This is a genomic window from Pseudomonas sp. PB105 (genome assembly GCF_009764655.1).
GTDB classification, from domain to species: Bacteria; Pseudomonadota; Gammaproteobacteria; order Pseudomonadales; family Pseudomonadaceae; genus Aquipseudomonas; species Aquipseudomonas cyclaminis.
In genome coordinates this window covers 134,154-158,986 of record NZ_RWIO01000026.1, presented here as the reverse complement: position 1 = coordinate 158,986, position 24,833 = coordinate 134,154, and the positions used below count along the sequence as shown (strand labels likewise).

Here is a 24,833-nt window from a genome sequence, read left to right as displayed (position 1 = left end):
CCATGACCGATACCCCCGACCGCGACGAACGCCACCTGGCGCGCATGCTGCGCAAAAAAGCCGTGATCGACGAGCGCATTGCCAATTCCCCCAACGAATGCGGCTTGCTGCTGGTACTTACCGGCAACGGCAAAGGCAAGAGCAGCTCGGCGTTTGGCATGCTCGCCCGCGCCATGGGCCATGGCATGCAGTGCGGCGTGGTGCAGTTCATCAAGGGGCGCAACAGCACAGGTGAGGAGTTGTTCTTCCGCCGCTTCCCCGAGCAAGTGCGCTTCCATGTCATGGGCGAAGGTTTTACCTGGGAAACCCAGGACCGCCAGCGCGATATCGCCGCCGCCGAAGCAGCCTGGGCGGTGTCCCGCGAGCTGCTGCAAGACCCATCCATCGGCCTGGTGGTGCTGGACGAACTGAACATCGCCCTCAAGCACGGCTACCTCGACCTGGACCAAGTGCTCAGCGACCTGCAAGCCCGCCCGCCGATGCAACACGTGGTGGTCACCGGCCGTGGCGCCAAGCCGGAACTGATCGAGATGGGCGACACCGTCACCGAAATGGGCATGCTCAAGCACGCATTCCAGGCCGGTATCAAGGCACAGAAGGGCGTCGAACTTTGAATCAGCCCCGTCATTGCCCAGCCGTATTGATCGCCGCACCGGCGTCCGGCCAGGGCAAAACCACCGTCACCGCTGCGCTGGCGCGTTTGCACCGCAACCTGGGGCGCAAGGTGCGTGTGTTCAAATGCGGCCCGGACTTCCTCGATCCGATGATCCATGAGCGCGCCAGCGGTGCACCGGTGTATCAATTGGACATGTGGATGGTGGGTGAACAGGAAAGTCGCCGCCTGCTGTGGGAAGCAGCGGGGGAGGCCGACCTGATCCTGATCGAAGGCGTGATGGGCCTGTTCGACGGCACGCCCTCCAGCGCCGACCTGGCGCGCCACTTCGGCGTGCCGGTGCTGGGCGTGATTGATGGCACCGCCATGGCCCAGACCTTTGGCGCCCTGGCACTGGGCCTGGCGCGCTACCAGCCGGATCTGCCATTCGCCGGCGTGCTGGCCAACCGCGTCGGCACGTTGCGCCATGCGCAGTTGCTTGAAGGCAGTCTCACCGAAGGCCTGCGCTGGTATGGCGCACTGTCCCGCGAGACCGGAATCGAGCTGCCGAGCCGTCATCTGGGTCTGGTGCAAGCCAGCGAACTGAATGACCTCGATGCACGCCTGGATGCCGCCGCCCAAGCCTTGGGCAGCAGTTGCGAAGTCGCCTTGCCGCCGCCCGTTACCTTCGCTGCGCCTGAAGTGATCGACGCCGAGCCGCTGTTGGCCGGTGTCCGCATTGCCGTGGCCCGCGACGAAGCCTTCGCCTTTACCTACGGCGCCAGCCTCGACCTGTTGCGGGCGATGGGCGCTGAACTGACGTTTTTCTCGCCGATCCATGACAGCGCGTTGCCTGACGCCGACAGTCTCTATCTGCCCGGCGGCTACCCTGAATTGCACCACCAGGCGCTGTCTGAAAATACCCCGATGCTCGACGCCATTCGCGCGCACCACGCGGCGGGCAAGCCGTTGCTTGCTGAGTGCGGCGGCATGCTCTACCTGCTGGACTCGCTCACCGACGTCGATGGCCACCGCGCCGAACTGCTTGGCTTGTTGCAGGGTGATGCGGTGATGCAGAAAAAATTGGCGGCACTGGCCCTGCAAAGTGTCGACTTGCCGGAAGGCACATTGCGCGGGCATACCTATCACCATTCGTTGACCACGACCGCGTGGGAACCGATTGCTCGCGGCCTGAGCCCCAATGGAGGACGCGGCGCCGAAGCGGTTTACCGGCAAGGGCGCATGACGGCTTCCTACGTGCACTTTTACTTTCCGTCGAACCCGCTTGCGGTGGCCGCATTGTTTTCACCTCTCACACGGGAATGCATCCGAAATGTGGGAGGGGCGGTGCGACGATTCGACTTGCACCCGATGAAGCCATGACCGACAACGCCTTCCCCGAGTCCGACCGCGATGCCGTCTACCGCGCTATCGCCGAGCGTCGCGACATGCGCCATTTCAGCGGCGGCACCGTCGCCCCAGAGTTGCTCCACCGCCTGCTCCAGGCCGCGCACCAGGCCCCAAGTGTGGGCCTGATGCAGCCGTGGCGTTTTATCCGCATCAGCAACCGTCACCTGCGCGGGGAGATCCAGCAACTGGTCGAAGAAGAACGTGTGCGCACCGCCGAGGCCCTCGGCGAGCGCTCCGACGAGTTTATGAAACTCAAGGTCGAGGGCATCAATGACTGTGCCGAAGTACTGGTGGCGGCGTTGATGGATGATCGCGAGCGGCATATCTTCGGCCGGCGCACCTTACCGGAAATGGACATGGCTTCGCTGTCCTGTGCGATCCAGAACCTGTGGCTGGCGGCCCGTGTGGAAGGCCTGGGCATGGGCTGGGTGTCGTTGTTCGAACCCCAGGCCCTGGCCAATCTGCTGGGCCTGCCGCCCGGCGCCAAACCCCTGGCCGTGTTGTGCCTGGGGCCGGTCGCCGAGTTCTATCCGGCACCGATGTTGCAGCTCGAAGGCTGGACCGAACCGCGTCCGCTGAGTGACATGTTGTATGAGAATACGTGGGGAGTGAGTCAATGAGTGTGGCCTTGCTGTGTGTCGCTGCAGTGGCGCTGGATGCGCTGTTGGGCGAGCCCAGGCGCTGGCATCCGCTGGTGGCGTTCGGCAATTTCGCCGGGCGCATCGAGCAGCGTTTCAACAGTGGTGGTCGTGGCTGGCGCAGCCACGGCGTGACCGCGTGGTTTATCGCCGTGGTGCCGTTGACCCTGCTGGCCACCGCGTTTTCGTGGGCGCCCTATATCGGTTGGGTGCTGGAGATCCTGGCGCTGTACTGCGCCCTCGGCATGCGCAGCCTCGGCGAACATGTAATCCCGGTGGCCCAGGCGTTGCGCAGCGATGACCTGGATGAAGCGCGCACACGGGTCAGCTACCTGGTGAGCCGCCAGACCAGCGAGTTGGACCGCACCGAAGTCGCCCGCGCCGCCACCGAGTCGGTGCTGGAAAACGGCAGCGACGCGGTGTTCGCCGCGATTTTCTGGTTTGTCGTCGCGGGCGTGCCGGGCGTGGTGCTCTACCGCCTAAGCAACACCCTCGACGCCATGTGGGGCTATCGCAATGAACGCTTCGAGCGCTTCGGCTGGGCCGCAGCGAAAATCGACGACGCGCTCAACTACATTCCTGCACGCCTGGTGGCGTTGACCTACGCCGTACTTGGCAACACCCGCCTGGCCCTCAAATGCTGGCGCACCCAGGGTCCGACCTGGGACAGCCCCAACGCCGGGCCTGTGATGGCTGCCGGCGCAGGCGCCTTGGGTGTTGAATTGGGCGGCGCTGCCATCTATCACGGCGAAGTGCACCAACGCCCGCAACTGGGCGAAGGCCCGGCGGCGGATGCCGATTCCATCGACCGAGGCTGGCAACTGGTGCAGCGCGGCGTATGGTTATGGCTGCTGATCCTATGTGCGGGGGCGCAATTCTATGCTTGAACACGGTGGCCGACTGCGCAAGGCGTCCATTCAATACGGGATCCCCGAGGCCGATTGGCTCGACCTGTCCAGCGGCCTCGCGCCCTGGCCCTGGCCGATCCCGGAGATTCCCCTGCGGGCCTGGGCGCGGTTGCCAGAGACGGACGACGGCTTGGAGCAGGCCGCCAGCGAATACTATGGTGCCGCGCATTTATTGCCGGTGGCCGGTTCCCAGGCGGCGATCCAGTTGCTGCCGCGCCTGCGCCGGTCCGGCAAGGTCGGCGTGCTGTCGCCGTGCTACGCCGAGCATGCCGAAGCCTGGCGCCGCGCCGGGTATGTGGTGCGCGAGGTGCAGGAGCAGGAAGTCGATTTCTTCCTCGATGGCCTCGACGTTCTGGTGGTGGTCAACCCCAACAATCCCACGGGCCAGAGCCTGACGCCCCAGCGCCTGCTGGACTGGCACACGCGGCTGGCCCAGCGTGGCGGCTGGCTGGTGGTGGACGAAGCGTTTATGGACGTGACGCCGGAGTTGAGCCTGGCGGGCCAGGCCCATCAGGTCGGCCTGATTGTGTTGCGTTCGTTCGGCAAGTTCTTCGGCCTGGCCGGTGTGCGTCTGGGCTTTGTGCTGGCCGAACGCAAGTTGCTCAAGTTACTTGCTGAACAGGTCGGCCCGTGGGCCGTCAGCGGGCCGACGCGGGTGCTGGGGCAGGTGTGTTTGCGCGACACCGCCGGGCATGCACGCCAGCGGGCGCGTTGCGTCGAGGCTGGCCAGCGTTTGTTCACACTGCTTGAGCACCACAGCTTTCAGCCCCAAGGCGGCTGCGCGTTATTCCAATGGCTGATCACACCCCACGCTGAACGCATGCACGAATTCATGGCCCAGCGCGGCATCCTGCTGCGGCTGTTCGTCCACGACAGCAGCCTGCGCTTCGGCCTGCCCGACACCGAAGCCGATTGGTTGCGCCTCGACGCCGCCCTGGCCGCCTATAAGGACGCTTCATGAGTACGCTGATGGTGCAGGGCACCACGTCCGACGCCGGTAAAAGTACCCTGGTGACTGCGCTGTGCCGCTGGCTGGTGCGCCAAGGCATCGCCGTGGCGCCCTTCAAACCCCAGAACATGGCGCTCAACAGTGCCGTGACGGCCGAAGGCGGCGAGATCGGCCGCGCCCAGGCGGTGCAGGCGCAAGCGGCCAACCTGGCGCCCCACACCGACATGAACCCGGTGCTGCTCAAGCCCAACAGCGACACTGGCTCCCAAGTGATCATCCATGGCCGCGCCGTGACCACCATGAACGCCGTGGCCTATCACGACTACAAAGCCATCGCCATGCAGGCGGTGCTCGCCTCCCACGCACGTTTGAGCCAAGCCTACCCGGTGGTGATGGTGGAAGGCGCGGGCTCCCCGGCAGAGATCAATCTGCGCGCCAACGACATCGCCAACATGGGCTTCGCCGAAGCGGTGGACTGCCCGGTGCTGCTGATCGCCGACATCAATCGCGGCGGTGTGTTTGCCCATCTGGTCGGCACCCTGGAGTTGCTTTCCCCCAGTGAACAGGCACGGGTCAAGGGCTTCATCATCAACCGCTTTCGTGGCGATATCGCGCTGCTGCAACCGGGTCTTGATTGGCTGGAAGCGCGCACCGGCAAGCCGGTGGTGGGTGTGTTGCCTTACGTGATGGACCTGCACCTGGAAGCCGAAGACGGTATTGACCAACGCCAGATCGACAAAGTGGCGCAGGTGCTCAAGGTGGTGGTGCCGGTATTGCCGCGCATCAGCAATCACACCGACTTTGACCCGTTGCGCCTGCATCCCCAGGTGGATTTGCAGTTTGTCGGGCCGGGTCAGGCGATCCCTGCTGCCGACCTGATTATCTTGCCGGGCTCCAAAAGTGTGCGCAGTGACTTGGCGTATCTGCGTGCCAATGGCTGGGATACGGCCGTGGCGCGGCACTTGCGCTATGGCGGCAAGGTGCTGGGGATTTGCGGCGGGTTGCAGATGTTGGGTGAGCAGGTGCATGACCCGCTGGGGTTGGAGGGGGGCGCCGGGTCTAGTGATGGGCTGGGGTTACTGGCGTTCAGCACGACCCTGGAAGAGGAGAAGCAGCTGCGCAATGTGCGTGGGCGCTTGGTGCTGGAGGATGCAGAGGTCAGTGGGTATGAGATTCATGCGGGGGTGACGTCGGGCGATGCGTTGTCTCATGCGGCAGTGAGGCTGGACGATGGGCGCAGTGATGGAGCTTTGAGTGCTGACGGGCAGATTCTCGGCACGTATCTGCACGGCTTGTTCGAGACCCCGGCGGCCTGCAGTGCGTTGCTGCGTTGGGCCGGGTTGCCGGATGTGCAGGAGGTGGACTACCACGCCCTGCGCGAGCGCGATATCGAGCGCCTGGCGGATCTGGTGGAGAACCACTTGGACACCGATTTGTTGCGCAAACTGTGTGGGGTTTAATGGTGTACACACGGTTCAAATGTGGGAGGGGGCTTGCCCCCGATAGCGGTCTTTCGGTGTACATATCCATTGCTGCGGTAACGGCCGCTTATGGTTCCGCTCTTACAGCGGCTCACTTTTGGAAAGGCCGGAAGCCGGCCCAGCCAAAAGTAAGCAAAAGGCCTTCGCCCCACCACTCGGCACCTCGCTCAGGCTCGGTGTGCCCGAACGCAGGCTTGAATCCGTGGGCCGCCGCGATGGGCCATCCATGGCCCAGCGCGGCTAACCCGGCGTCCTGCCGGGTTACCCACGGATTCAAGCCCGCGTTCGGCCAGCGTGGTTTACGGGGCGATCTCAGATCAAAAGCCAGATCAAGAGCGACTCGCTTCGCATCGTGGGTTGGTGGGTGGTTTGGTGGGTGGATTGGGGGTGTCTCATGCTTCAGCTGATTTTGGGCGGTGCTCGCTCGGGTAAGAGCCGACTGGCTGAGAGGCTTGCAGTTGATAGTGCGTTGCGGGTTATTTATATCGCCACCAGCCAACCGCTTGATGGCGAGATGAATGCCCGCGTTGCCTTGCATCGCGAGCGTCGTCCTGATGACTGGGGCTTGATCGAAGAGCCCGTCGAGCTGGCGCGCGTGCTGCGTGAGAATGCCGCCGCCGACCGCTGCCTGTTGGTGGATTGCCTGACCCTGTGGCTGACCAACCTGCTGATGCTTGACGACGCGGTGCGCCTGGCGTTCGAGCGCGATGAGCTGTTGCAAACCCTGGCTTCGCTGCCGGGGGAAATCATTTTTGTCAGCAACGAGACCGGAATGGGTGTCGTGCCGCTGGGCGAATTGACTCGCCGCTATGTGGATGAAGCCGGTTGGCTGCATCAAGCCTTGGCCGAGCGGTGTCAGCGTGTTGTCCTGACCGTTGCCGGCCTGCCCCTGACTTTGAAAGGTACTGCGTTATGACTGACACCTGGTGGCTCAACCCTTGTAAGACGATTGACGCCTCGGCGTACGAACAGGCCCTGGTGCGCCAGCAGCAGTTGACCAAGCCGGCCGGTTCCCTAGGCCAGTTGGAAGCGCTGGCGGTGCAATTGGCCGGCTTGCAGGGGCAGGTCAAGCCGGCGGTTGAGCAGCTGTGGATTGCCATTTTTGCCGGCGACCATGGTGTGGTTGCCGAAGGTGTGTCGGCGTTTCCCCAGGAAGTGACCGGGCAGATGCTGCATAACTTTGTCGCCGGTGGCGCGGCGATCAGTGTCTTGGCGCGGCAGTTGGAGGCGCAGTTGGAAGTGGTCGACCTCGGTACGGTCAACCCGTCGCTGAGCCTGCCGGGCGTGCGTCATTTGAATCTCGGCGCGGGCACTGCCAACTTCGTCAATGGCCCGGCCATGACCAGTGCCCAAGGCCGACTGGCGCTGCAAGCGGGTCGCGACAGCGTTTTGCGCGCCCGTGAAAGCGGTGCGCAGTTGTTTATCGGCGGCGAGATGGGCATCGGCAACACCACCGCCGCCAGTGCGTTGGCGTGTGCGTTGCTCAACTGCCAGGTCAGTGACCTGACGGGCCCCGGTACCGGGCTTGACGCCGCAGGTGTCAGCCACAAAGTTGCCGTGATCGAGCGTGCATTGGCGTTGCATGCCACGCAGCGCGGTGATGCGCTGGACACGCTGTTCAACCTGGGCGGCTTTGAGATTGCCGCGTTGGTAGGGGCTTATCTGGCGTGTGCCCAGGAAGGCGTGGTGGTGTTGGTGGACGGGTTTATCTGCACGGTCGCCGCGCTGGTGGCTACGCGCCTTAATCCGGGCTGCCGCGACTGGCTGCTGTTCGGCCATCGTGGCGCCGAGCCCGGCCATCGTCATGTGTTGCAAAGCCTTGATGCACAGCCTTTGCTGGAACTGGGCCTGCGGCTGGGCGAAGGCAGCGGCGCCGCATTGTCTGTGCCGTTGTTGCGCCTGGCGTGTGCGCTGCACGGGCAGATGGCGACGTTTGCCGAGGCGGCCGTGGCAGATCGTCCGGCATGACCTTGCACCTGGACCTGCTGCGCCACGGCGAAACCGAGCTGGGCGGCGGCCTGCGCGGTAGCCTGGACGATGCGCTGACCGCCAAGGGCTGGGAGCAGATGCGCGCCGCCGTGGTTGCGCAGGGGCCTTGGGACCGGCTGGTCAGTTCGCCGCTGCAACGCTGCGCGCAGTTCGCTGATGAGTTGGGGGCGCGGCTGAAGGTGCCGGTAAGTCTGGAAAAGGACCTGCAAGAGTTGCACTTCGGCGCCTGGGAAGGGCAGAGCGCGGCGGCGTTGATGGAAACCGACGCCGAAGGTCTAGGCCTGTTCTGGGCCGACCCCTACAGCTTCACACCACCCGAAGGCGAGCCGGTCAGGGATTTTTCCGAACGGGTTTTAGGCGCCGTCTCACGCTTGCATCAGGCTTATGCCGGTGAGCGGGTGCTGTTGATCAGTCATGGCGGGGTGATGCGTTTGCTGCTGGCCCAGGCCCGAGGTTTGCCTCGCGAGCAATTGCTGAATGTCGAAGTTGGCCATGGTGGCCTGTTCAGCTTGCAGGTCTGCGCCGATGGCGTGTTGAAGGAAGGAATCTGACGATGCTGCCGTTCTGGATCGCGCTGCAATTTCTCAGCAGTTTGCCGATTCGTTTGCCGGGTATGCCGCAACCTCAGGAGCTGGGGCGCTCGTTGCTGTTTTATCCGGTGGTCGGGTTGCTGTTCGGGCTGTTGCTGTGGGGGCTGAATACGGTGCTGACGGGCGCGCCGCTGTTGCTGCATGCCGCACTGCTGCTGACGGCCTGGGTGCTGCTCAGCGGCGGCTTGCACTTGGACGGCCTCGCGGACAGCGCGGACGCCTGGCTCGGTGGTTTCGGCGACCGTGAGCGCACCCTTACCATCATGAAAGACCCGCGCAGCGGGCCGATTGCGGTGGTCACCCTGGGCTTGGTGTTGCTGCTCAAGTTCACGGCACTGGTAGCCTTGATCGAGCAGCACAACGGCGCTGCACTGATTCTGGCGCCGCTGATCGGGAGGGCGTCGATGCTGGCGTTGTTTCTGACCACACGTTACGTACGTGCAGGTGGATTGGGTCAGGCATTGTCGGATCACTTACCTCGGCTTGTCGGCCAACAGGTGCTGATCCTCAGTGGCCTGGCCTGCATTCTTATCGCAGGTTTCAGCGGTGGGATTGCCGTGCTGCTCGCGGCTATCTGCTTCATGGGCCTGCGCCAGTTGATGGTCAATCGCCTCGGCGGCACCACCGGTGACACTGCTGGGGCCTTGTTAGAGCTGCTGGAAGTCGTCGTACTGGTCGGCCTGGCGCTGTAACACTTTCTTGCATTTCCATAATCGCGGGTATATACACGTTCCATGCTTGCCTCCCAATGTTTATGCACCAACCTGCGACGTGCCGCCCGTGGCGTCAGCAGGCATTACGACGGCGCCCTCGACGGCTTCGGGATCAACGTTGCCCAGTATTCTTTACTGTGCAACTTGCAGCGTCTCGATCAGCCGAGCATCTCAAGCCTGGCGGATGCCATGGGCCTGGATCGCAGCACCTTGGGGCGTAATTTGCGGGTGTTGGAGTGCGAAGGGCTGGTGCAGTTGGTCGAGGGCAATGATTTGCGCAATCGCTTGGTGTTGCTGACCGACGCCGGTGCAGAACGACTGGCCGCCGCCTTGCCGGCCTGGGAAGCGGCGCAACAGAAATTGATCGATCAACTCGGCGCGGATAAACGCGAAACCTTGTTGGCCTTGCTGGATGAACTCGCCTGAAGGTGAGTTTGTTCGAACACAAGCGGGTATATACCCGCGAGCGGAGAATAAGAAATGACCTCGATGTGGCGCACCAGTGGTTGGATCCTTGTAGGGAGTGCGCTGATCCTGGCGTTGTCGCTGGGCGTTCGACACGGGTTCGGCCTGTTCCTGGCGCCGATGAGCAGCGAATTCGGTTGGGGCCGAGGCACCTTCGCCTTGGCAATCGCGCTGCAAAACCTGATCTGGGGCCTGGCGCAGCCATTTGCCGGCGCGTTGGCCGACCGTTTCGGCGCGACCAAAGTGGTCTTTGTCGGCGGGGTACTGTACGCCGTGGGCCTCGTGTTGATGGGCTTGTCCGATTCCGCGTGGTCGCTTTCGCTGAGCGCTGGCCTGCTGATTGGTATCGGTCTGTCCGGCACCTCGTTTTCGGTGATTCTGGGCGTCGTCGGGCGTGCCGTGGCGCCGGAAAAACGCAGCATGGCCATGGGCATCGCCAGTGCCGCCGGTTCGTTCGGCCAGTTCGCGATGGTGCCTGGCACCTTGGGCTTGATCAGTTGGCTGGGCTGGTCGGCAGCGCTGCTGGCCCTGGGCCTGATGGTCGCGTTGATCCTGCCGCTGGTCAGCATGCTCAAGGATCGGCCGCTGCCAGTGCTGGCCGGGCAGCAAACCCTGCGCGAGGCCTTGCACGAAGCCTGCGGACATTCCGGATTCTGGTTGCTGGCCTTTGGCTTTTTCGTCTGTGGTTTCCAGGTGGTGTTTATCGGTGTGCACCTGCCGGCCTATCTGGTCGATCAGCACTTGCCGGCCAGCACGGGCACCACGGTGCTGGCGTTGATTGGCCTGTTCAATATCGTCGGCACCTACACCGCCGGTTGGTTGGGTGGGCGCATGTCCAAGCCGCGCTTGCTGACCGGGTTGTACCTGCTGCGCGCGTTGGTGATTGTGCTGTTCCTGTGGGCGCCGGTGACGCAAATCAGCGCCTATCTGTTCGGCATGGCGATGGGCTTATTGTGGTTGTCCACCGTGCCGCTGACCAACGGCACCGTAGCCACCTTGTTTGGTGTGCGAAATCTTTCGATGCTCGGTGGGATCGTGTTCCTGTTCCATCAGATCGGTTCGTTCCTCGGCGGCTGGTTGGGCGGGGTGGTCTATGATCGAACCGGTAACTACGATGTGATCTGGCAGGGTGCCATTGTGTTGAGCCTGCTTGCCGCCGCCCTCAATTGGCCGGTTCGCGAGCGGCCGGTGGCGCGTTTACAGGCGCAAATGGAGGCGGCATGAGCCTGACAGCACGGGGTTTATTGATCACTGGGGGGCTGATCCTGCTGATACTGGCATGGTGGGGCTGGCAACGCGGTGGGCTGGCATTGATGCAACTGGGTATGTCGATCTGTTAAGTTCGATCCCTGAACTCTAGAAAGGACGTTTCGACATGCAGATGCGCTGGCTGGCTGTACCTGTGCTGATGGCGGCTTTTGGTGGTGTGGCGTTGGCTGCCGATTGCCCACCTTTGCTTGAAGGCCAATTGCCAAAACTGCGCGCCAAGGAGTCCATCGACCTGTGTCAGCGTTTTGCTGGTAAACCTCTGGTCATCGTCAATACCGCGAGTTTCTGTGGGTTCGCGCCGCAGTTCAAAGGTCTCGAAGCCTTGTATCAGCGCTACAAGGATCAAGGGTTGGAAGTGATCGGCGTGCCGTCCGATGACTTCAAGCAGGAAGCCAAGACCGGCGAGGAGACCGCTAAGGTCTGCTACGTGAACTACGGGGTAACCTTCACCATGACGGAACCGCAGAAGGTCAAGGGGCCGGACGCGGTGAATCTGTTCAAGGTGTTGGCGCAGCAAAGCAATGCGCCGAAGTGGAATTTCTACAAGTATGTGGTGGATCGCCAGGGTAAGGTGATCGGCGATTTTTCCAGCCTGACCAAGCCGGACAGCCCGGAGCTGATCAAGGCCGTTGAGGCGGCGATAGCGTCCAAACCCTGAACGTCGGTCACTAAAAAGCCCCGCCTCCTGTGCAGGAGAGCGGGGCTTTTTTACACCTGTCTGAATTAGAAGGTGTAGGTCATGCCCAGGCCGAAACCGTTGGCACTGTTTTCGTATTTGGCGCGGTAGCTGGACGGGGCAGCCGTGTTGTTGATCTTGACGTCTTCTTCCTTGAGGTAGGAATAAGCCAGGTCTACCGTCATGTTATCCATCACTTTGTAGCCCAGGCCAACACTGAAGATAGTACGGTCGCCAGTAGGAATACGTGGCGAACGGTCGGTGTTGTTGGTTGGTGACTGGTCGAAGGTCAGGCCGGTACGCAGCACGACCTGCTTGGTCAACTGATACGACGTACCCACGGCGTAGGCCCAGGTGTCGTGCCAGTTCTGCTCTTCAGTGATGCTGCTGATTCGGCTCGGGGCCAGGATGCCGCCGTTGGCACCCGTCACGCCTTCGTTGTTGACGGTGATTTCTTTCAGGCGGCTCCAACGGGTCCAGGTTGCACCGCCGTAGAGTTTCCAGGCATCGGTCAGGTCTTGAGTGACCGACAGATCGTAGGATTCCGGCGTTTCGATTTTCAACGAGGCGTCGTAACGGTTGTTTCGCAGGAAGCCTTGGGTGGCAGCCGGGCCGCTGACGGTCGTGTGACCTTCGAGCTTGTACTTCACCTTGGAGTGGTAGGTCAGGCCGACGCGGGTGGTATCGGTGGCTTGGACCAGCACGCCGACGTTGAAGCCCAGCGCGGTATCGTCGCCCTTGATTTTGACATTGGTATCGGAGAATGCAGGGGACAAAGTCTTGTCAGATTCCAGCACGCCGGAAATCCGGTTGATGGTCGGACCAAAGCCAATCGACACCCGGTCGTTGAACGCGTAGCTGACAGTTGGCTGGAAGGTCATGACCTTCACTTCGCTCTTGCTGCCGAAGCCACGGCCCTGGAAGCCGCTTTCATAGTCGGTCACCAGGCCGAACGGTGCGTACACACCGAAGCCGATGGCCCACTGGTCGTCAAGTTTGTTGGTGTAGAAACCGAATGGCACGGCGGTGAACGGTACCATGTCACCTTTGTTCGAGCCGCTGGAGGCGCCGCCCGTATCCTTGATGTTGGTCGAGGCATCAATCGCCGCAACACCGCCCGTAATCTGCTGGCCATTAAGGCGAGACATACCGGCAGGGTTACCGTAAACAGTGCTTGCATCATCGGCAGAAGATGAGCGACCTGCGAAACCCGTACCCATCCCGCTGACGCTCTGTTCGTTCAGTGCGAAACCGCTCGCGAACAGTTGGGAGGATGCCATGGCAACGGCGAGGCTAAGTGTGGTCTTGAGCATTACTTTTTTCATTATTAGAACTCCGTGGTGATCACCGCTGCGGAAAGTACCAATAAAATTAACATCGCGCTATAGGCTGTAATGTAGGAGATAGAGCGGTTTTGTAGGACAATCCGACCAAAATTCAGCGTTTTTGGCGAATCTTGCAAATTGCCCGGTCAGCAAACCGCGTGATTCATGGGTGAAACACAGGTTTGCCAGGTTTGAGTGAAATCGCGCAGCCTTCCCTGCGGATGAAATATTTCTTTCCAGATACGTGCCATGGCTAAAACATCACCGGCCGCCGGCAGTGCGGGGCTGTGTTGTTCGACCAGGAGCCAGGCGATTGCCGTGGCATAACGCAGGTTGACGGTGAGCTCCAACTGGGGCGCGCTGAGGAAGGCATGTTGGCTGGCCAAACCGCGTACCAGGCTGGCACGTTCCGGATCGAGCGCCAGATAGGTGTCCCACAAGGCGCGATGGCGGGGTTCGGTGATGCTGTACAGGCCGTGGCCGCGTCGATCGTGCAAGGCTGAACCCAATTCCGACTGGCTGGCCGCAATACCCAGCAACAGGGACTCAGCCGTAGGACTTTCCCGGCCGAGGTACATCAACGTCGGCCGGATTACATAACGACACAATTCACTGGCAGCGATACCCATACAAGCCTCAATCCGTGAAAGTGGTGGGCGAGGCCTGAGAAGGAGGGGGCTTGGCAGCAGTGGATCGGATCTCAGGCTCGCCGCAAGCGGATCATGCCGCTTGAGTTGAAGTGTAGTGTCATATTCGTGATGTAAAGGACTGTTTTTAAAACATCTTATTCATCCAGTTATAACGTTTATATCGATTTGAACTTAGTGAATCTCCGCAAAACTCAAATCGCGGGCAATAAAAAACCCTGTGTTTTAAACAGGGTTTTTTGTGTTTCAGCGACTCGGGTCGATCAGGCAACCAGTGCCTGACGGGTACGCTCGATCACGGCCTGCAGCGGTTCTGCGCTGGAGTATTGATCGGGGTACAGGCGTTCGCTGTGACGAGCGATGCCGTGTTCGTTGACCAGGGTGAAGCTGAAGCAGCCTTTGCGAGCGGCCATGATCAGGCAGTTCATTGGAGCAAAAGCATTGGTGAGGGTGCGAATGGCATCCTGAGTATGGATTTGAGCGTTCATATTATTGGTGTTCCTACAAATGACACGGATTAAGAACCGTGCAACGTTAAAACGTTCCAGTAACGTTGATCACCATTGATCAAACGAAGAACCCGACTGGAACAAAGCAGCCAGTTTGAAGCGCTAATAAGTTAGGCGCGCTTGGGCTGGCAGGTAGGTACTTAGGAGGGCAGGCAACACAACAGGGGCAAAGGTTCTGGGCCCAGGGTGAAGATCCTGATCAATTTGCAGGTTGGTTCGGTCAGAGTATGGAAACTTCGCAACACCCTTTGCTTGTTCAAAGGCAGTGTCGTCGCAAGTGATACCTGGAAACCATCGAGGTGGTCGATCCCGTGTTGTTCAGGGGAGTTGTTCGACCAGAATTGACTTTCAGCTTGGTACTAACGCCGCGAATAGTAACGGATTGAAACAGGTAAGGGAAGTGTGTTAGCCAAAAAACTTCAATCAGCTGCCCAGTAGGCTGCGGTAGACCAATACGGTGACGGCCGCCGCCATCGAGCAGCCCAGCCCGTACGCGGCAAGGGTCAGACGCAGTGATTGGCCGGTCTCGACCGCCTTCATCACATCGGCCATATCGTTGATGCGGCCTTCACCCAACTCGATGCACAGGCTTACGGCCGTGAAAGCGGCCGACAGCAGGATAGCGATGGCAAACAGCGCCCCATCCGGGGATGGCAGCGCGACATTGATCCCCAATGAGATGGCGCAGATGGCCAGTAACCACACGGCGAATAACAGAATTCCTTTCATCGACCTACCCAGCGTTGCGTTGCCCGTCGGGCAGTGTGGCGAGCCGGTATGGATTTGAAAAGTCCCCGTTTTGCGGCGGCGGTAACATTTTTGAAGTCAGTCGCTTCAAAAAAAGCCGGGGATATAACCATCGGATCGGTACTTGTGCACATTAGTTGCGAGGTGTGTAACCTAGCTGTCAACTGCGTCGCCGGGCCGGCATTTGCCTGCAATGGAAATTTAAGTCAATGAAAAATCTGGCTTTTTTTTATTGGTGAAAAAATCGTCAGTTTGACTGCGAGCCCCGTTCCATGGGCCTTTGCGCGAGTTAAAGGTGGGTTGTCCACTGAGTTATCCACAGCTTCTGTGGATTGTCCCGAGCGCTTGCTCTAGAACGGGCGTGCACGGTTTTTTCAGCTTTACCTGTACGAAAAAAAGAGTAGAGTGGCGCGCCTTCTGTTCTGCCCCACAGTGCTTTATGAAGTTTCGCTCAGTATCAACTCCTGTTACCGATACCCCACAGACTGTTACCGCACCCAAGCGCTTCTCCTTGAAGGTTGCCCTGTGGTTGCTCGACAGCCCGCGCCTGGGACACAGCAACAACGTCAAACATTTCGCCGGGCGCTTGCTCAAGCAGCCGGCCCGTGAAGGCGTGGTCGCCGCGCAGAGCCGCCTCGGCCAATTGATGTGCCGTGAGTGCGGCAACGCCCGCGACCGCCGCATCGGCCACGACCTGCTGCGCCTGGCAGCCCGTGCCGGTGACCGTCGCGCCCAACGCGAACTGGGCCAGGTCGAAGACTGAGCTGTCTTCGCGCCCTATGCTTGGTTAACCTTGCTCTTTTTCGGTGATGGCAGAAATGGCTATGGCTTTTGACTGGACCAGTATCGCCTTGGGCGTTGCTGGCGCTGCAGTGCCTTTATTGGCCGTGTGCTGGCAGATCCAGCGGCGGTTGAGCGCGCGCACCACCGGCTGGGAACTGCTCGAAGAGCGCTTGGCCAACGCGCAACTGGCGCAGGAGGGGCTCGCCGCCCAACTGGATGCCAGTCGCGATGAAATCAGCGACCTGAGCCAAGCCAACGCCGCCAAGCAAGCCGACCTTGCCGCCGTGCGCCGTGAAGTCGAGCTGTTGCAGATCGACCGTGACAACGCCCGCGACGCCGCCCACGCCTGGAACCTCGACCGCAGCGCGAAGGACACCGAATTGCGCCGCCTCGACGCCCTGGCGGCCGGCTTGCGCGCTGAGCTGCGCGAGCAGCAGGACAGCCATCAACAGCGCCTCACTGACCTGCAAGGCTCGCGGGATGAGCTGCGCGCACAGTTCGCCGAGTTGGCCGGCAAAATCTTCGACGAACGTGAACAGCGTTTTGCCGAAACCAGTCAGGAACGCCTGGGCCAGCTGCTCGACCCGTTGAAAGAGCGCATCCAGTCGTTTGAAAAGCGCGTGGAAGAGAGCTATCAGAACGAGGCCCGTGAGCGTTTTTCCTTGGCGAAGGAGCTTGAGCGCCTACAGCAACTGAACCTGCGCCTGTCAGACGAAGCCACCAACCTCACCCGCGCCCTCAAGGGCCAGAAAACCCAGGGCAACTGGGGCGAACTGATCCTTGAGCGGGTGTTGGAACATGCAGGTCTCGAAAAGGGCCGCGAATACCAGACCCAGGTCAGCCTCAAAGGGCCGGACGGCGAGCGCTTCCAGCCGGATGTGCTGATCATGTTGCCCGGCGACAAGCAGGTGGTGGTGGACTCCAAGGTCAGCCTGACGGCTTATCAGCAGTACGTCGCGGCCGATGATGAAGTGATCGGCCAGGCGGCACTGAAGCAGCACGTACTGTCGCTGCGCAATCACGTCAAAGGCTTGGCCGGCAAGGATTACAAACGCCTGGAAGGTTTGCACAGCCTGGATTTTGTGTTGCTGTTCGTGCCGATCGAAGCGGCATTTTCCGCCGCGTTGCAGGCCGAGCCGAATCTGTTTCAGGAGGCCTTCGACCGCCATATCGTGATCGTCAGCCCCACCACATTGCTCGCTACGCTGCGGGTGATCGACAGCTTGTGGAAGCAGGAACGCCAAAGCCAGAACGCCCGTGAAATCGCCGAGCGTGCGGGTTGGCTGTATGACAAGTTTGTGCTGTTTATTCAGGATCTGGACGAAGTGGGCAACCGTCTGCAGCAGTTGGATAAGGCTTACAGCGCGGCGCGAAACAAGCTGACAGATGGGCGCGGAAATCTGGTCAGTCGTACCGAGCAATTGCGGTTGCTCGGCGCTCGCGCGAGTAAAAGCCTGCCGGCCGATCTGTTGGAGCGGGCGATGACCGATTCAGATGGAGTAGCGCACGTCCCCGAGTAAACGCAGATCGAAGTATGGGAGGGAGCAAGCCCCCTCCCACATTTTGATTGAGTACACACAGCCTATAAGGGCAAATGCCGACTCAACAACGCCCGTAACGCCGCAGGCTTCACCGGCTTGGCGAGGTAATCCAACCCCGCCGCATGCACCTCGGCCAGCATCTCCGGGCGGCCATCGGCACTGATGACCACGCCGGGAATCGGCTCCGCCAATTGCGCGCGCAGCCAACCCATCAATTGCGTACCGGTCTCGCCATGGTCCAGGTGGTAATCCACCAGCGCCAGTTGCGGCCGCACCCCTTCAGCCAACAATGCCGCGCATTGCGCCTGGTCGGTGGCGGTCCACACCTCGCAGCCCCAGCGCGTCAGCAGGCTGCGCATGCCGATCAGGATGCTCTCTTCATTATCCACGCACAGCACCTGCGCGCCGCTCAAGGGTTGGCCGTTTTCCGCTGTCGGCTTGGGCTGCGGGCTGGCCTGGTTGCGCGCCAGCGGCACGCGCACGCTGAATACGCTGCCTTTGCCTGGCCACGAGCGCACGCTCAGGCGATGGCCCAGCACGCGGCACAGGCCGTCGGCGATTGCCAGACCCAGGCCCAGGCCTTTTTCGGCGCGGGTCTGGTGGCTGTCCAGACGCTTGAATTCTTCAAAGATCACCTTCTGTTTATCCTGCGGAATGCCGGGGCCTCTGTCCCACACTTCCAGGCACAACCCACCCTTGCGCCGGCGTACGCCAAGCAGCACCGGGCCATCGGCGTAACGGAAAGCGTTGGTCAGGAAATTCTGCAGGATCCGTCGCAGCAGCTTGATGTCGCTGTCGACCCGCAGGCGACTGCCGCGCAGGCGGAAACGCAAACCCTGCTCCTGGGCCAGCGCCTTGAATTCCGCGCCCAGGGTGTCGAAGAGTTCGTTGAGCACAAAGGGCTGGCGCTGTGGGTTGATCTTGCCGTTTTCCAGGCGCGAGATATCCAGCAGGTCGCTGATCAGGTCTTCAGCCGAGCGCAGCGAGCTGTCCAGGTGTTGCACCAGTTGCCGGGCTTCAGTGGACAGGCCGTCGTTCTGGTGGGAGAGAGCGGCGGAGAACAGGCGTGCGGCGTTCAAGGGTTGCATCAGGTCATGACTGACGGCCGCGAGAAAGCGTGTCTTCGACTGGCTGGCGGATTCGGCCACGCCTTTGGCATCGGTGAGCGCCACATTCAGCTGCGACAGTTCATGGGTGCGCTCGGTCACCCGCTGCTCCAGGCCTTCGTTGGCTTCAGTGAGGGCCTGCTCGGCTTCGCGGAACGCGGTGATGTCGGTGAAACTCATGACAAACCCACCGCCGGGCATCGGGTTGCCGATCAGCTCGATCACCCGTCCATTCGGGAACAAGCGCTCGGAGGTGTGCGCGCGGCCCTGGCGCATCCAGTGCAGGCGTCGCGCCACATGCACTTCAGCCTCGCCGGGGCCACACAGGCCGCGCTCGGCGTTGTAGCGGATGATGTCGGCGATAGGCCGGCCCACGCTGATCAACCCGTCAGGGTAGTTGAACAGTTCCAGGTAGCGCCGGTTCCAGGCTACCAGCTTGAGCGATTGGTCGACCACGCTGATGCCCTGGGTGATGTTCTCGATGGCGCCCTGCAGCAGCGCACGGTTGAACTGCAGGACTTCCGACGCTTCATCGGCGATGCGTACTACGTCCTCCAGTTGCATTTCCCGCCCTTCAATCGCAGCTTTTACTACCGCGCGAGTCGAAGAGGCACCGAGCACACCGGCCAGCAGGCGCTCGGTATGGGCGATCCAGTCGTTATCGGCATTCTGATTGGGGTTAAAGCCTTTGCCCTGGCGATAGGCGAAGCGGATAAAACTTTGCTGTGCCCGTTCTTCACCGACAAAACGCGCCGCCAGGCTCAGCAGGTCGCTGATCTGTACCGACAGCATCGAACGGGCATTGGCACGCTGGCTGATCTCTTGACCGATAAAACGCCCGGCTTGCCAGTGCTCCGACACCCGCGTGCGCGACAGCATCGACACCCACACAAACAAGGTGAAGTTGCCCGCCAGGGAGAACACGGTGCCCAGGGTGAGGGGCGTGACGGACAACCCCAGTGGGTGGGAATGCATCCACGTAAGGCCGGGGAAAAGGCTGAGGGACCAGCCCAGGCTTTTCGCCGTTACGGGTAGGACCAAGGTGTAGAACCACAGGAATGTGCCCGCCGCCAACCCGGCAAACACCCCGCGCCGGTTGGCCTGTTTCCAATACAGTGCGCCGAGCATGGCCGGGGCGAGCTGGGTCACGGCGGCAAACGCGATCTGACCGATAGTCGCCAGGCTCGCCGTAGAACCCAGCAAACGGTAGCTCACGTAAGCCAGCAGTAGAATGATCACAATGCTGACCCGGCGCACCGAGAGCATCCAGTGGCGGAACACCTCGAACGGCCGCTCGGCGCTGGAGCGGCGCAACAGCCACGGTAGCAACATGTCGTTGGAAACCATGGTCGACAAGGCAATGCTCGCTACAATCACCATGCCGGTGGCCGCCGAGGCGCCGCCGATAAATGCCAGCACCGCCAGCGCCGGATGGGCTTCGGCCATGGGCAGGCTGATCACATAGGAATCCGGCAACACCGAGCCCGGCAGCAGCATTTTGCCGCCGAGGGCGATGGGGATCACGAACAGCGCGGCAAGGATCAGATACGCCGGGAATACCCATTTGGCGACGCGCAAGTCCTGTGGGTCGATGTTCTCGACGACGGTCACATGAAACTGTCGCGGCAAGCAGATGATCGCCATCATCGCCACGCCGGTCTGCACCACCATCGACGGCCAGTTGACGGTTTCCTTCCAGTATTCCTCCAGGCGTGGCGCGAGCATTGCCTGGCTGAACAGGTCGCCGAAACCGTCATAGAGGCCGTAGGTCACAAACGCGCCCACTGCGAGAAACGCGAACAGCTTGACCAGGGATTCAAACGCAATCGCCAGCACCATGCCACGGTGGTGCTCCGTGGCGTCGAGGTTGCGCGTGCCAAACACAATGGTGAACAGCGCCAACACCAGCGACACGATCAGCGCCGTGTCCTGGGCCCGCGTGCCGGTGGTGTCGGCGCCAGCGCCGATCAGCAGGTTCACCCCCAGCACGATGCCTTTGAGTTGCAGGGCGATGTAGGGCAGCACGCCGACCAGGCAAATCAACGCGACCACCACGGCCAGGGACTGGGACTTGCCGTAGCGTGCGGCGATAAAGTCTGCGATGGAGGTGATGTTTTCCTGCTTGCTGATCAGAATCATCTTCTGCAGCACCCAGGGTGCCAACACCAGCAACAACACCGGTCCGAGGTAGATCGGTAAAAACGCCCACAACTGCTCGGCGGCCTGGCCTACGGCGCCGAAGAAGGTCCAACTGGTGCAATACACCGCGAGCGACAGGCTGTACACCCAGGCGCGCACGCGCGGCGGCAAAGGCGCACGGCGGCGGTCACCGTAGAAGGCGATGGCAAACATAATGGCCATATAGGCCAGGGCAACGGCGGCGATCAGCCCGCTGGACAGCGTCATGGTAACTCCGAGCATAGGAACACCCAGGCATTCCAGGCCCGGTTGGACAGTCTCGCATGATGGCTGGGGTTAGTCAGTGTCGACCAAGGTCGTGTGGGATCTAATGTCGCAGGGTGGCGTTTAGCGTGGGGGCAGGGTTTTCTGACGCAGGATGTAGATCGTCACCAATACCGCGCTGGTCAGCATGAACCCGCGTGCCCATGGCAGTGGCACCAGGTAGCAGGACAGGCCGATGCTCAGCCACATCAAGCCGATGGCGTAGACCTTGCCTTTGAGCGGGATGCCGTTGCCGTCCAGATAATCTCGAATCCACGGGCCCAGGCGCGGGTGTTGCACCAGCCAGTGGTAGAAACGTGGGGAGCTTCGGGCGAAGCAGGCGGCGGCGAGCAGCAGAAAGGGCGTGGTCGGCAATACCGGTAGGAAAATGCCGATCACCCCCAGCGCTACGCTCAGCCAGCCGATAGCCAGCAGCACGTAGCGCAGGAGCAGCGAGCGATTGCCCATGGGTGTCACGGGCAAGGGACTCAGTGGTGACGTGGCTTGAGGATCGCCGGTTTTTCGTCAGGGGCGTTGCACAGCAGGTACAGGGCGGTCAGGGCTTCCGGGATCTGGACGATCATGTCGTCCATCAGGTTGGCGTCGGCGGCAATGTCCGAAAATTCAGCTTCTTCTTCAAACAGCCCCGAACCCACCATGATCGGCAGGAGCATTTCGCTGACTTCTTCCTCGGCGGTTTCGAACCAGGCGGCTTCACGCAGGAATACGCCTTCCATGAAGCCGATGCACCAGCCGCGCAGGTCGGAGTCGTCCGGGTCGTCGCCCAGGTCCAGTTCGCAAGGCAGCTCGAACTCTTCATCAGACGCCAGTTGGCGAGCGATGTGGGCCTTGAGGGCCAGCAGGGTGGATTCGATTTCTTCGTGATGGGCGTCGTTTTCGTAATGCGGCTCTTCGGCGAACAGCGCATCGATCCATTCACGGTCGGGAACGACCTCGGCGCAGATCGACAGGGCGGTCAGGTAGCCGTGGGCGGCCACGTAGTCCAGCGCCTCGTCATGCAGCTCATCGGCGTCGAGGAAGGCTTGCAGGCGGGTTAGTTGCTCAGCGAAGGACATTGAAGAATTACCTTGGGAATAAACGATGCTGAATTCTAGGCTTTCTTGCGCGCCCAAGCCAGTCGGCGTGCACATTTGCCAGGTTTTAGAGACGGGCTGCAATTCGTCAGCGGCGCCCTTTGCCGGATGGCGCTCGGGTATACTGCCGCGTTTTGTGATGCCCCTGCAGGCCAAGCGCCAGGTCGAGAAAACTTCGCTTACGGATTATTTTTCGTGACCCCGCGTTTTTTCGACCAGCCTGTACAGAGGGATTTCGGCACTATTTTGTTGGAGTTATACATGCTCGATCAGGCTCAACGCGTCCTCAAGGACATCTTCGGCTACGACAGTTTTCGTGGCCGCCAGGGTGCGATCATTGAGCGCGTGGCCAAGGGTGGTGATGCCCTGGTACTGATGCCTACCGGCGGCGGCAAGTCATTGTGTTTCCAGGTGCCGGCGTTGTTGCGCAACGGGCTGGCCGTGGTGGTATCGCCGCTGATCGCGCTGATGGACGACCAGGTCGCGACCCTGGAAGAGCTCGGCGTCGCCGCGGCTGCCCTGAACTCCACCCTCAGCGCCGAGCAGCAGCGCGACCTGGCCGCACGCATCAAGCGCGGCGAAGTCAAAATGCTCTACCTGGCCCCCGAGCGCCTGGTGCAGCCGCGCATGCTGGCGTTTTTGCAGAGCCTGGAAATTGCCCTGTTCGCCATCGACGAAGCCCACTGTGTCTCCCAGTGGGGTCATGATTTCCGCCGCGAGTATTTGCAGCTGGGTCAATTGGCCGAGCTGTTTCCCGACGTTCCGCGCATTGCCCTGACCGCCACGGCCGACAAGCGCACCCGCGAAGAAATCGTCGAACGCCTGCACCTGCAGAATGCCGAGCGTTTCCTGTCGAGCTTTGACCGGCCGAATATTTTCTACCGCATCGTGCCCAAGGAGCAGCCGCGCAAGCAGTTGCTCGCGTTCCTCTCTGAACGACGCAGCGATGCGGGCATCGTCTACTGCCTGTCGCGCAAGAAGGTCGATGAAGTCGCTGCATTTCTCTGTGAACAAGGCTATCCGGCGCTGCCGTATCACGCTGGTTTGCCCAACGAAACCCGCTCTGCTCACCAGAAGCGCTTCCTCAACGAGGAAGGCTTGATCATGGTGGCCACCATCGCGTTCGGCATGGGCATCGATAAATCCAACGTGCGCTTCGTGGCCCACATGGACCTGCCCAAATCCCTTGAGGCGTACTACCAGGAAACTGGCCGCGCCGGCCGTGATGGCCTGCCGGCGGATGCATGGATGGTCTACGGCCTGCAGGACGTGGTGATGCTCAAGCAGATGCTGCAGAACTCCGAAGGCGACGAGCGCCACAAGCGCCTGGAGCAGCACAAGCTCGACGCCATGCTCTCGCTGTGCGAAGAGACCCGCTGCCGCCGCCAGACCCTGCTGGCGTATTTCGACGAAGACATGCCGCAGCCGTGCGGCCACTGTGATAACTGCATGGATGGCGTGCAGACGTGGGACGCCACCGAGCCGGCGCGCCAGGCGCTGTCGACTATCTACCGCACTGGCCAGCGCTACGGCGTGGGCCATCTGGTGGATGTGTTGCTGGGCAAGGACAACGAAAAAGTCCGCAGTTTCGGCCACGAGAAACTCTCGGTCTACGGTGTCGGCAAAGCCCGCGCCGAGGGCGAGTGGCGTTCGCTGTTCCGTCAGATGGTCGCACGCGGCCTGGTGGACATCGATATCGAAGGCTACGGCGGTCTGCGTCTTAACGACAGCTGCCGCCCGCTGCTCAAGGGTGAAGTGAGCCTGGAACTGCGTCGCGACCTCAAGCCGCAAACCACCGCCAAGACCAGCACCAGTCAGGCCAGCCAGCTCGTACGGGGCGAGGAGCGCGAACAGTGGGAAGCCCTGCGTACCCTGCGGCGCAAGCTGGCCCAGGAACACAGCGTGCCGCCGTACGTTATTTTCCCCGATTCCACCTTGCTGGAAATGCTGCGCGAGCAGCCCACCACCATGGCCGAGATGGCGCGGGTCAGCGGTGTTGGTGCGCGCAAGCTGGAGCGCTACGGCCAGGCGTTCCTCGAAGTGCTCGGCGGCCAGGCCGAAGCGCCGAAGGAAATCGCCGATATCCGCCACGAACTCATCAGCCTGGCACGTGCCGGCATGACCCCGATCCAGATCGCCGGCCAGTTGCAATGCTCGGAGAAGAACGTCTACACCTTGCTCGCTGAATCGATCGGCAAGCAGCAGCTGTCCTTGGAGCAGGCCCTTGATTTACCGGAAGATTTGCTCGGTGAAATCCAGGACGCATTCCTCGACGGAGAAGGCGAATTGCCACCCGTTGCTGAGATCGCACCCCTGTTTGCCGGACGTGTGCCTGAGGGCGTTTTGTACTGCGTGCGGGCCGCTTTGCAGTCTGAATTCGAAATTTAGTGTGTCAATTACGACAACGTAACGATTCAGTACATAGCAACTCTTGCCTAGTGGCGGGGCTCATGCTTAGCTGGCTAATAATTAGCCACACTTTATTTTCAGTCTAACCCATGAGTTTTTTATGCCGTTAACCGATCAACACCGCTTTGGCATGCAACTGGCGCAAATGTCCCGAGGTTGGCGCGCCGAACTCGACCGCCGTTTGGCGGGGCTGGGCTTGTCCCAGGCGCGCTGGCTGGTGCTGCTGCACCTGGCCCGTTTCGAAGAGGCCCCCACCCAGCGCGAGCTGGCGCAAAGCGTTGGTGTAGAAGGGCCGACCCTGGCGCGCTTGCTCGACAGCCTTGAAGGCCAGGGCCTGGTGCAACGCCAGGCGGTGGTGGAAGACCGACGCGCCAAACGCATCCTGCTGTGTGACACCGCACGGCCGTTGATCGAACAGATTGAAACCATTGCCACCGCGCTGCGCCACGAGTTGTTCGTGGGCGTGGATGAAGCGGATTTGAGCGTGTGCATGCGCGTGCATGGGCACATTCTGGCGAATCTGGAAAAGTCCTGATCTAAACGCTGATTA

24 protein-coding genes are annotated in these 24,833 nt (G+C 61.3%); 17 read left to right on the top strand and 7 right to left on the bottom strand.

The genetic code is table 11. From position 1 onward, the window contains the following. The first annotated feature begins 2 nt into the window (after positions 1-2). The 13 genes from cobO (at position 3) to EJD88_RS04080 (ending at position 11,662) form a co-directional block, all read left to right on the top strand. Complete coding sequence (gene cobO, locus EJD88_RS04140) at positions 3-614, top strand: cob(I)yrinic acid a,c-diamide adenosyltransferase (RefSeq protein WP_158876912.1); 612 nt, start codon at positions 3-5, stop codon at positions 612-614. Beyond that, positions 611-1,975 (top strand): cobyrinate a,c-diamide synthase, encoded by a 1,365-nt coding sequence (locus tag EJD88_RS04135; protein WP_256673702.1) that lies wholly within the window; start codon positions 611-613, stop codon positions 1,973-1,975. Before cobO ends, EJD88_RS04135 begins: the two co-directional genes overlap by 4 nt. Beyond that, positions 1,972-2,622 (top strand): 5,6-dimethylbenzimidazole synthase, encoded by a 651-nt coding sequence (gene bluB / locus EJD88_RS04130; protein ID WP_158876910.1) that lies wholly within the window; start codon positions 1,972-1,974, stop codon positions 2,620-2,622. The genes EJD88_RS04135 and bluB overlap by 4 nt, the downstream gene beginning before the upstream one ends. After that, positions 2,619-3,527 (top strand): adenosylcobinamide-phosphate synthase CbiB, encoded by a 909-nt coding sequence (cbiB, locus tag EJD88_RS04125; protein WP_158876908.1) that lies wholly within the window; start codon positions 2,619-2,621, stop codon positions 3,525-3,527. Before bluB ends, cbiB begins: the two co-directional genes overlap by 4 nt. Then, positions 3,520-4,509, top strand: coding sequence for a threonine-phosphate decarboxylase CobD (gene cobD, locus EJD88_RS04120; RefSeq protein ID WP_112196388.1), 990 nt, complete (start codon positions 3,520-3,522; stop codon positions 4,507-4,509). The genes cbiB and cobD overlap by 8 nt, the downstream gene beginning before the upstream one ends. Beyond that, on the top strand, positions 4,506-5,957 hold the full coding sequence (locus EJD88_RS04115) for a cobyric acid synthase (protein ID WP_099584080.1): 1,452 nt from the start codon (positions 4,506-4,508) through the stop codon (positions 5,955-5,957). The genes cobD and EJD88_RS04115 overlap by 4 nt, the downstream gene beginning before the upstream one ends. Positions 5,958-6,372: 415 nt before the next feature. Beyond that, positions 6,373-6,894, top strand: coding sequence for a bifunctional adenosylcobinamide kinase/adenosylcobinamide-phosphate guanylyltransferase (gene cobU, locus EJD88_RS04110; RefSeq protein WP_158876906.1), 522 nt, complete (start codon positions 6,373-6,375; stop codon positions 6,892-6,894). Then, positions 6,891-7,946 (top strand): nicotinate-nucleotide--dimethylbenzimidazole phosphoribosyltransferase, encoded by a 1,056-nt coding sequence (gene cobT / locus EJD88_RS04105; protein ID WP_158876904.1) that lies wholly within the window; start codon positions 6,891-6,893, stop codon positions 7,944-7,946. Before cobU ends, cobT begins: the two co-directional genes overlap by 4 nt. Continuing rightward, on the top strand, positions 7,943-8,518 hold the full coding sequence (gene cobC / locus EJD88_RS04100; RefSeq protein ID WP_158876902.1) for an alpha-ribazole phosphatase family protein: 576 nt from the start codon (positions 7,943-7,945) through the stop codon (positions 8,516-8,518). The genes cobT and cobC overlap by 4 nt, the downstream gene beginning before the upstream one ends. Before the next feature lie 2 nt (positions 8,519-8,520). Beyond that, the gene (locus EJD88_RS04095; protein WP_099584084.1) at positions 8,521-9,249 is read left to right on the top strand and encodes an adenosylcobinamide-GDP ribazoletransferase; all 729 of its coding nucleotides are present in this window, start codon (positions 8,521-8,523) and stop codon (positions 9,247-9,249) included. A gap of 42 nt (positions 9,250-9,291) precedes the next feature. Then, complete coding sequence (locus EJD88_RS04090) at positions 9,292-9,696, top strand: MarR family winged helix-turn-helix transcriptional regulator (protein ID WP_099584085.1); 405 nt, start codon at positions 9,292-9,294, stop codon at positions 9,694-9,696. A 63-nt stretch (positions 9,697-9,759) separates the two neighbouring features. Then, positions 9,760-10,959: an MFS transporter gene (locus EJD88_RS04085; protein ID WP_160385062.1), complete on the top strand. Its 1,200-nt coding sequence runs from the start codon at positions 9,760-9,762 to the stop codon at positions 10,957-10,959. Positions 10,960-11,110: 151 nt separating this feature from the next. After that, entirely contained in the window at positions 11,111-11,662 is a 552-nt protein-coding gene (locus EJD88_RS04080) for a glutathione peroxidase (protein WP_099584087.1), read from the top strand. Between the two features lie 65 nt (positions 11,663-11,727). Here the strand turns inward: EJD88_RS04080 and EJD88_RS04075 are convergent, their stop codons facing one another. From EJD88_RS04075 to EJD88_RS04060, 4 genes are all read right to left on the bottom strand, one after another. Next, positions 11,728-13,005 (bottom strand): OmpP1/FadL family transporter, encoded by a 1,278-nt coding sequence (locus tag EJD88_RS04075; protein WP_099584088.1) that lies wholly within the window; start codon positions 13,003-13,005, stop codon positions 11,728-11,730. 146 nt (positions 13,006-13,151) lie between these two features. Next, positions 13,152-13,634 (bottom strand): hypothetical protein, encoded by a 483-nt coding sequence (locus EJD88_RS04070; protein WP_099584089.1) that lies wholly within the window; start codon positions 13,632-13,634, stop codon positions 13,152-13,154. A gap of 281 nt (positions 13,635-13,915) precedes the next feature. Further along, on the bottom strand, positions 13,916-14,140 hold the full coding sequence (locus EJD88_RS04065) for a hypothetical protein (RefSeq protein WP_003175353.1): 225 nt from the start codon (positions 14,138-14,140) through the stop codon (positions 13,916-13,918). A gap of 444 nt (positions 14,141-14,584) precedes the next feature. Next, positions 14,585-14,890, bottom strand: coding sequence for a hypothetical protein (locus EJD88_RS04060; RefSeq protein WP_099584090.1), 306 nt, complete (start codon positions 14,888-14,890; stop codon positions 14,585-14,587). 457 nt (positions 14,891-15,347) lie between these two features. Between EJD88_RS04060 and EJD88_RS04055 the strand changes: the two genes are divergently transcribed. Together EJD88_RS04055 and rmuC are read left to right on the top strand one after the other, a co-directional pair. Beyond that, positions 15,348-15,671, top strand: a complete 324-nt coding sequence (locus EJD88_RS04055; RefSeq protein ID WP_099584091.1) for a hypothetical protein — start codon at positions 15,348-15,350, stop codon at positions 15,669-15,671. Between the two features lie 61 nt (positions 15,672-15,732). Further along, a complete protein-coding gene (gene rmuC / locus EJD88_RS04050) occupies positions 15,733-17,211 on the top strand; it encodes a DNA recombination protein RmuC (RefSeq protein ID WP_099584092.1) in 1,479 nt (492 codons plus the stop codon). A gap of 62 nt (positions 17,212-17,273) precedes the next feature. Here the strand turns inward: rmuC and EJD88_RS04045 are convergent, their stop codons facing one another. From EJD88_RS04045 to EJD88_RS04035, 3 genes are all read right to left on the bottom strand, one after another. Then, on the bottom strand, positions 17,274-20,744 hold the full coding sequence (locus EJD88_RS04045) for a PAS domain-containing hybrid sensor histidine kinase/response regulator (RefSeq protein ID WP_099584093.1): 3,471 nt from the start codon (positions 20,742-20,744) through the stop codon (positions 17,274-17,276). 120 nt (positions 20,745-20,864) lie between these two features. Beyond that, on the bottom strand, positions 20,865-21,248 hold the full coding sequence (locus EJD88_RS04040) for a YbaN family protein (RefSeq protein WP_099584094.1): 384 nt from the start codon (positions 21,246-21,248) through the stop codon (positions 20,865-20,867). Between the two features lie 20 nt (positions 21,249-21,268). Continuing rightward, positions 21,269-21,856 carry a UPF0149 family protein gene (locus tag EJD88_RS04035; RefSeq protein WP_158876900.1) on the bottom strand — a complete coding sequence of 196 codons (588 nt, stop codon included), beginning with the start codon at positions 21,854-21,856 and terminating at the stop codon, positions 21,269-21,271. A 279-nt stretch (positions 21,857-22,135) separates the two neighbouring features. Between EJD88_RS04035 and recQ the strand changes: the two genes are divergently transcribed. After that, positions 22,136-24,262 carry a DNA helicase RecQ gene (recQ, locus tag EJD88_RS04030; RefSeq protein ID WP_158876898.1) on the top strand — a complete coding sequence of 709 codons (2,127 nt, stop codon included), beginning with the start codon at positions 22,136-22,138 and terminating at the stop codon, positions 24,260-24,262. A 121-nt stretch (positions 24,263-24,383) separates the two neighbouring features. After that, entirely contained in the window at positions 24,384-24,818 is a 435-nt protein-coding gene (locus tag EJD88_RS04025) for a MarR family transcriptional regulator (protein WP_028617350.1), read from the top strand. Positions 24,819-24,833 lie beyond the last annotated feature (15 nt).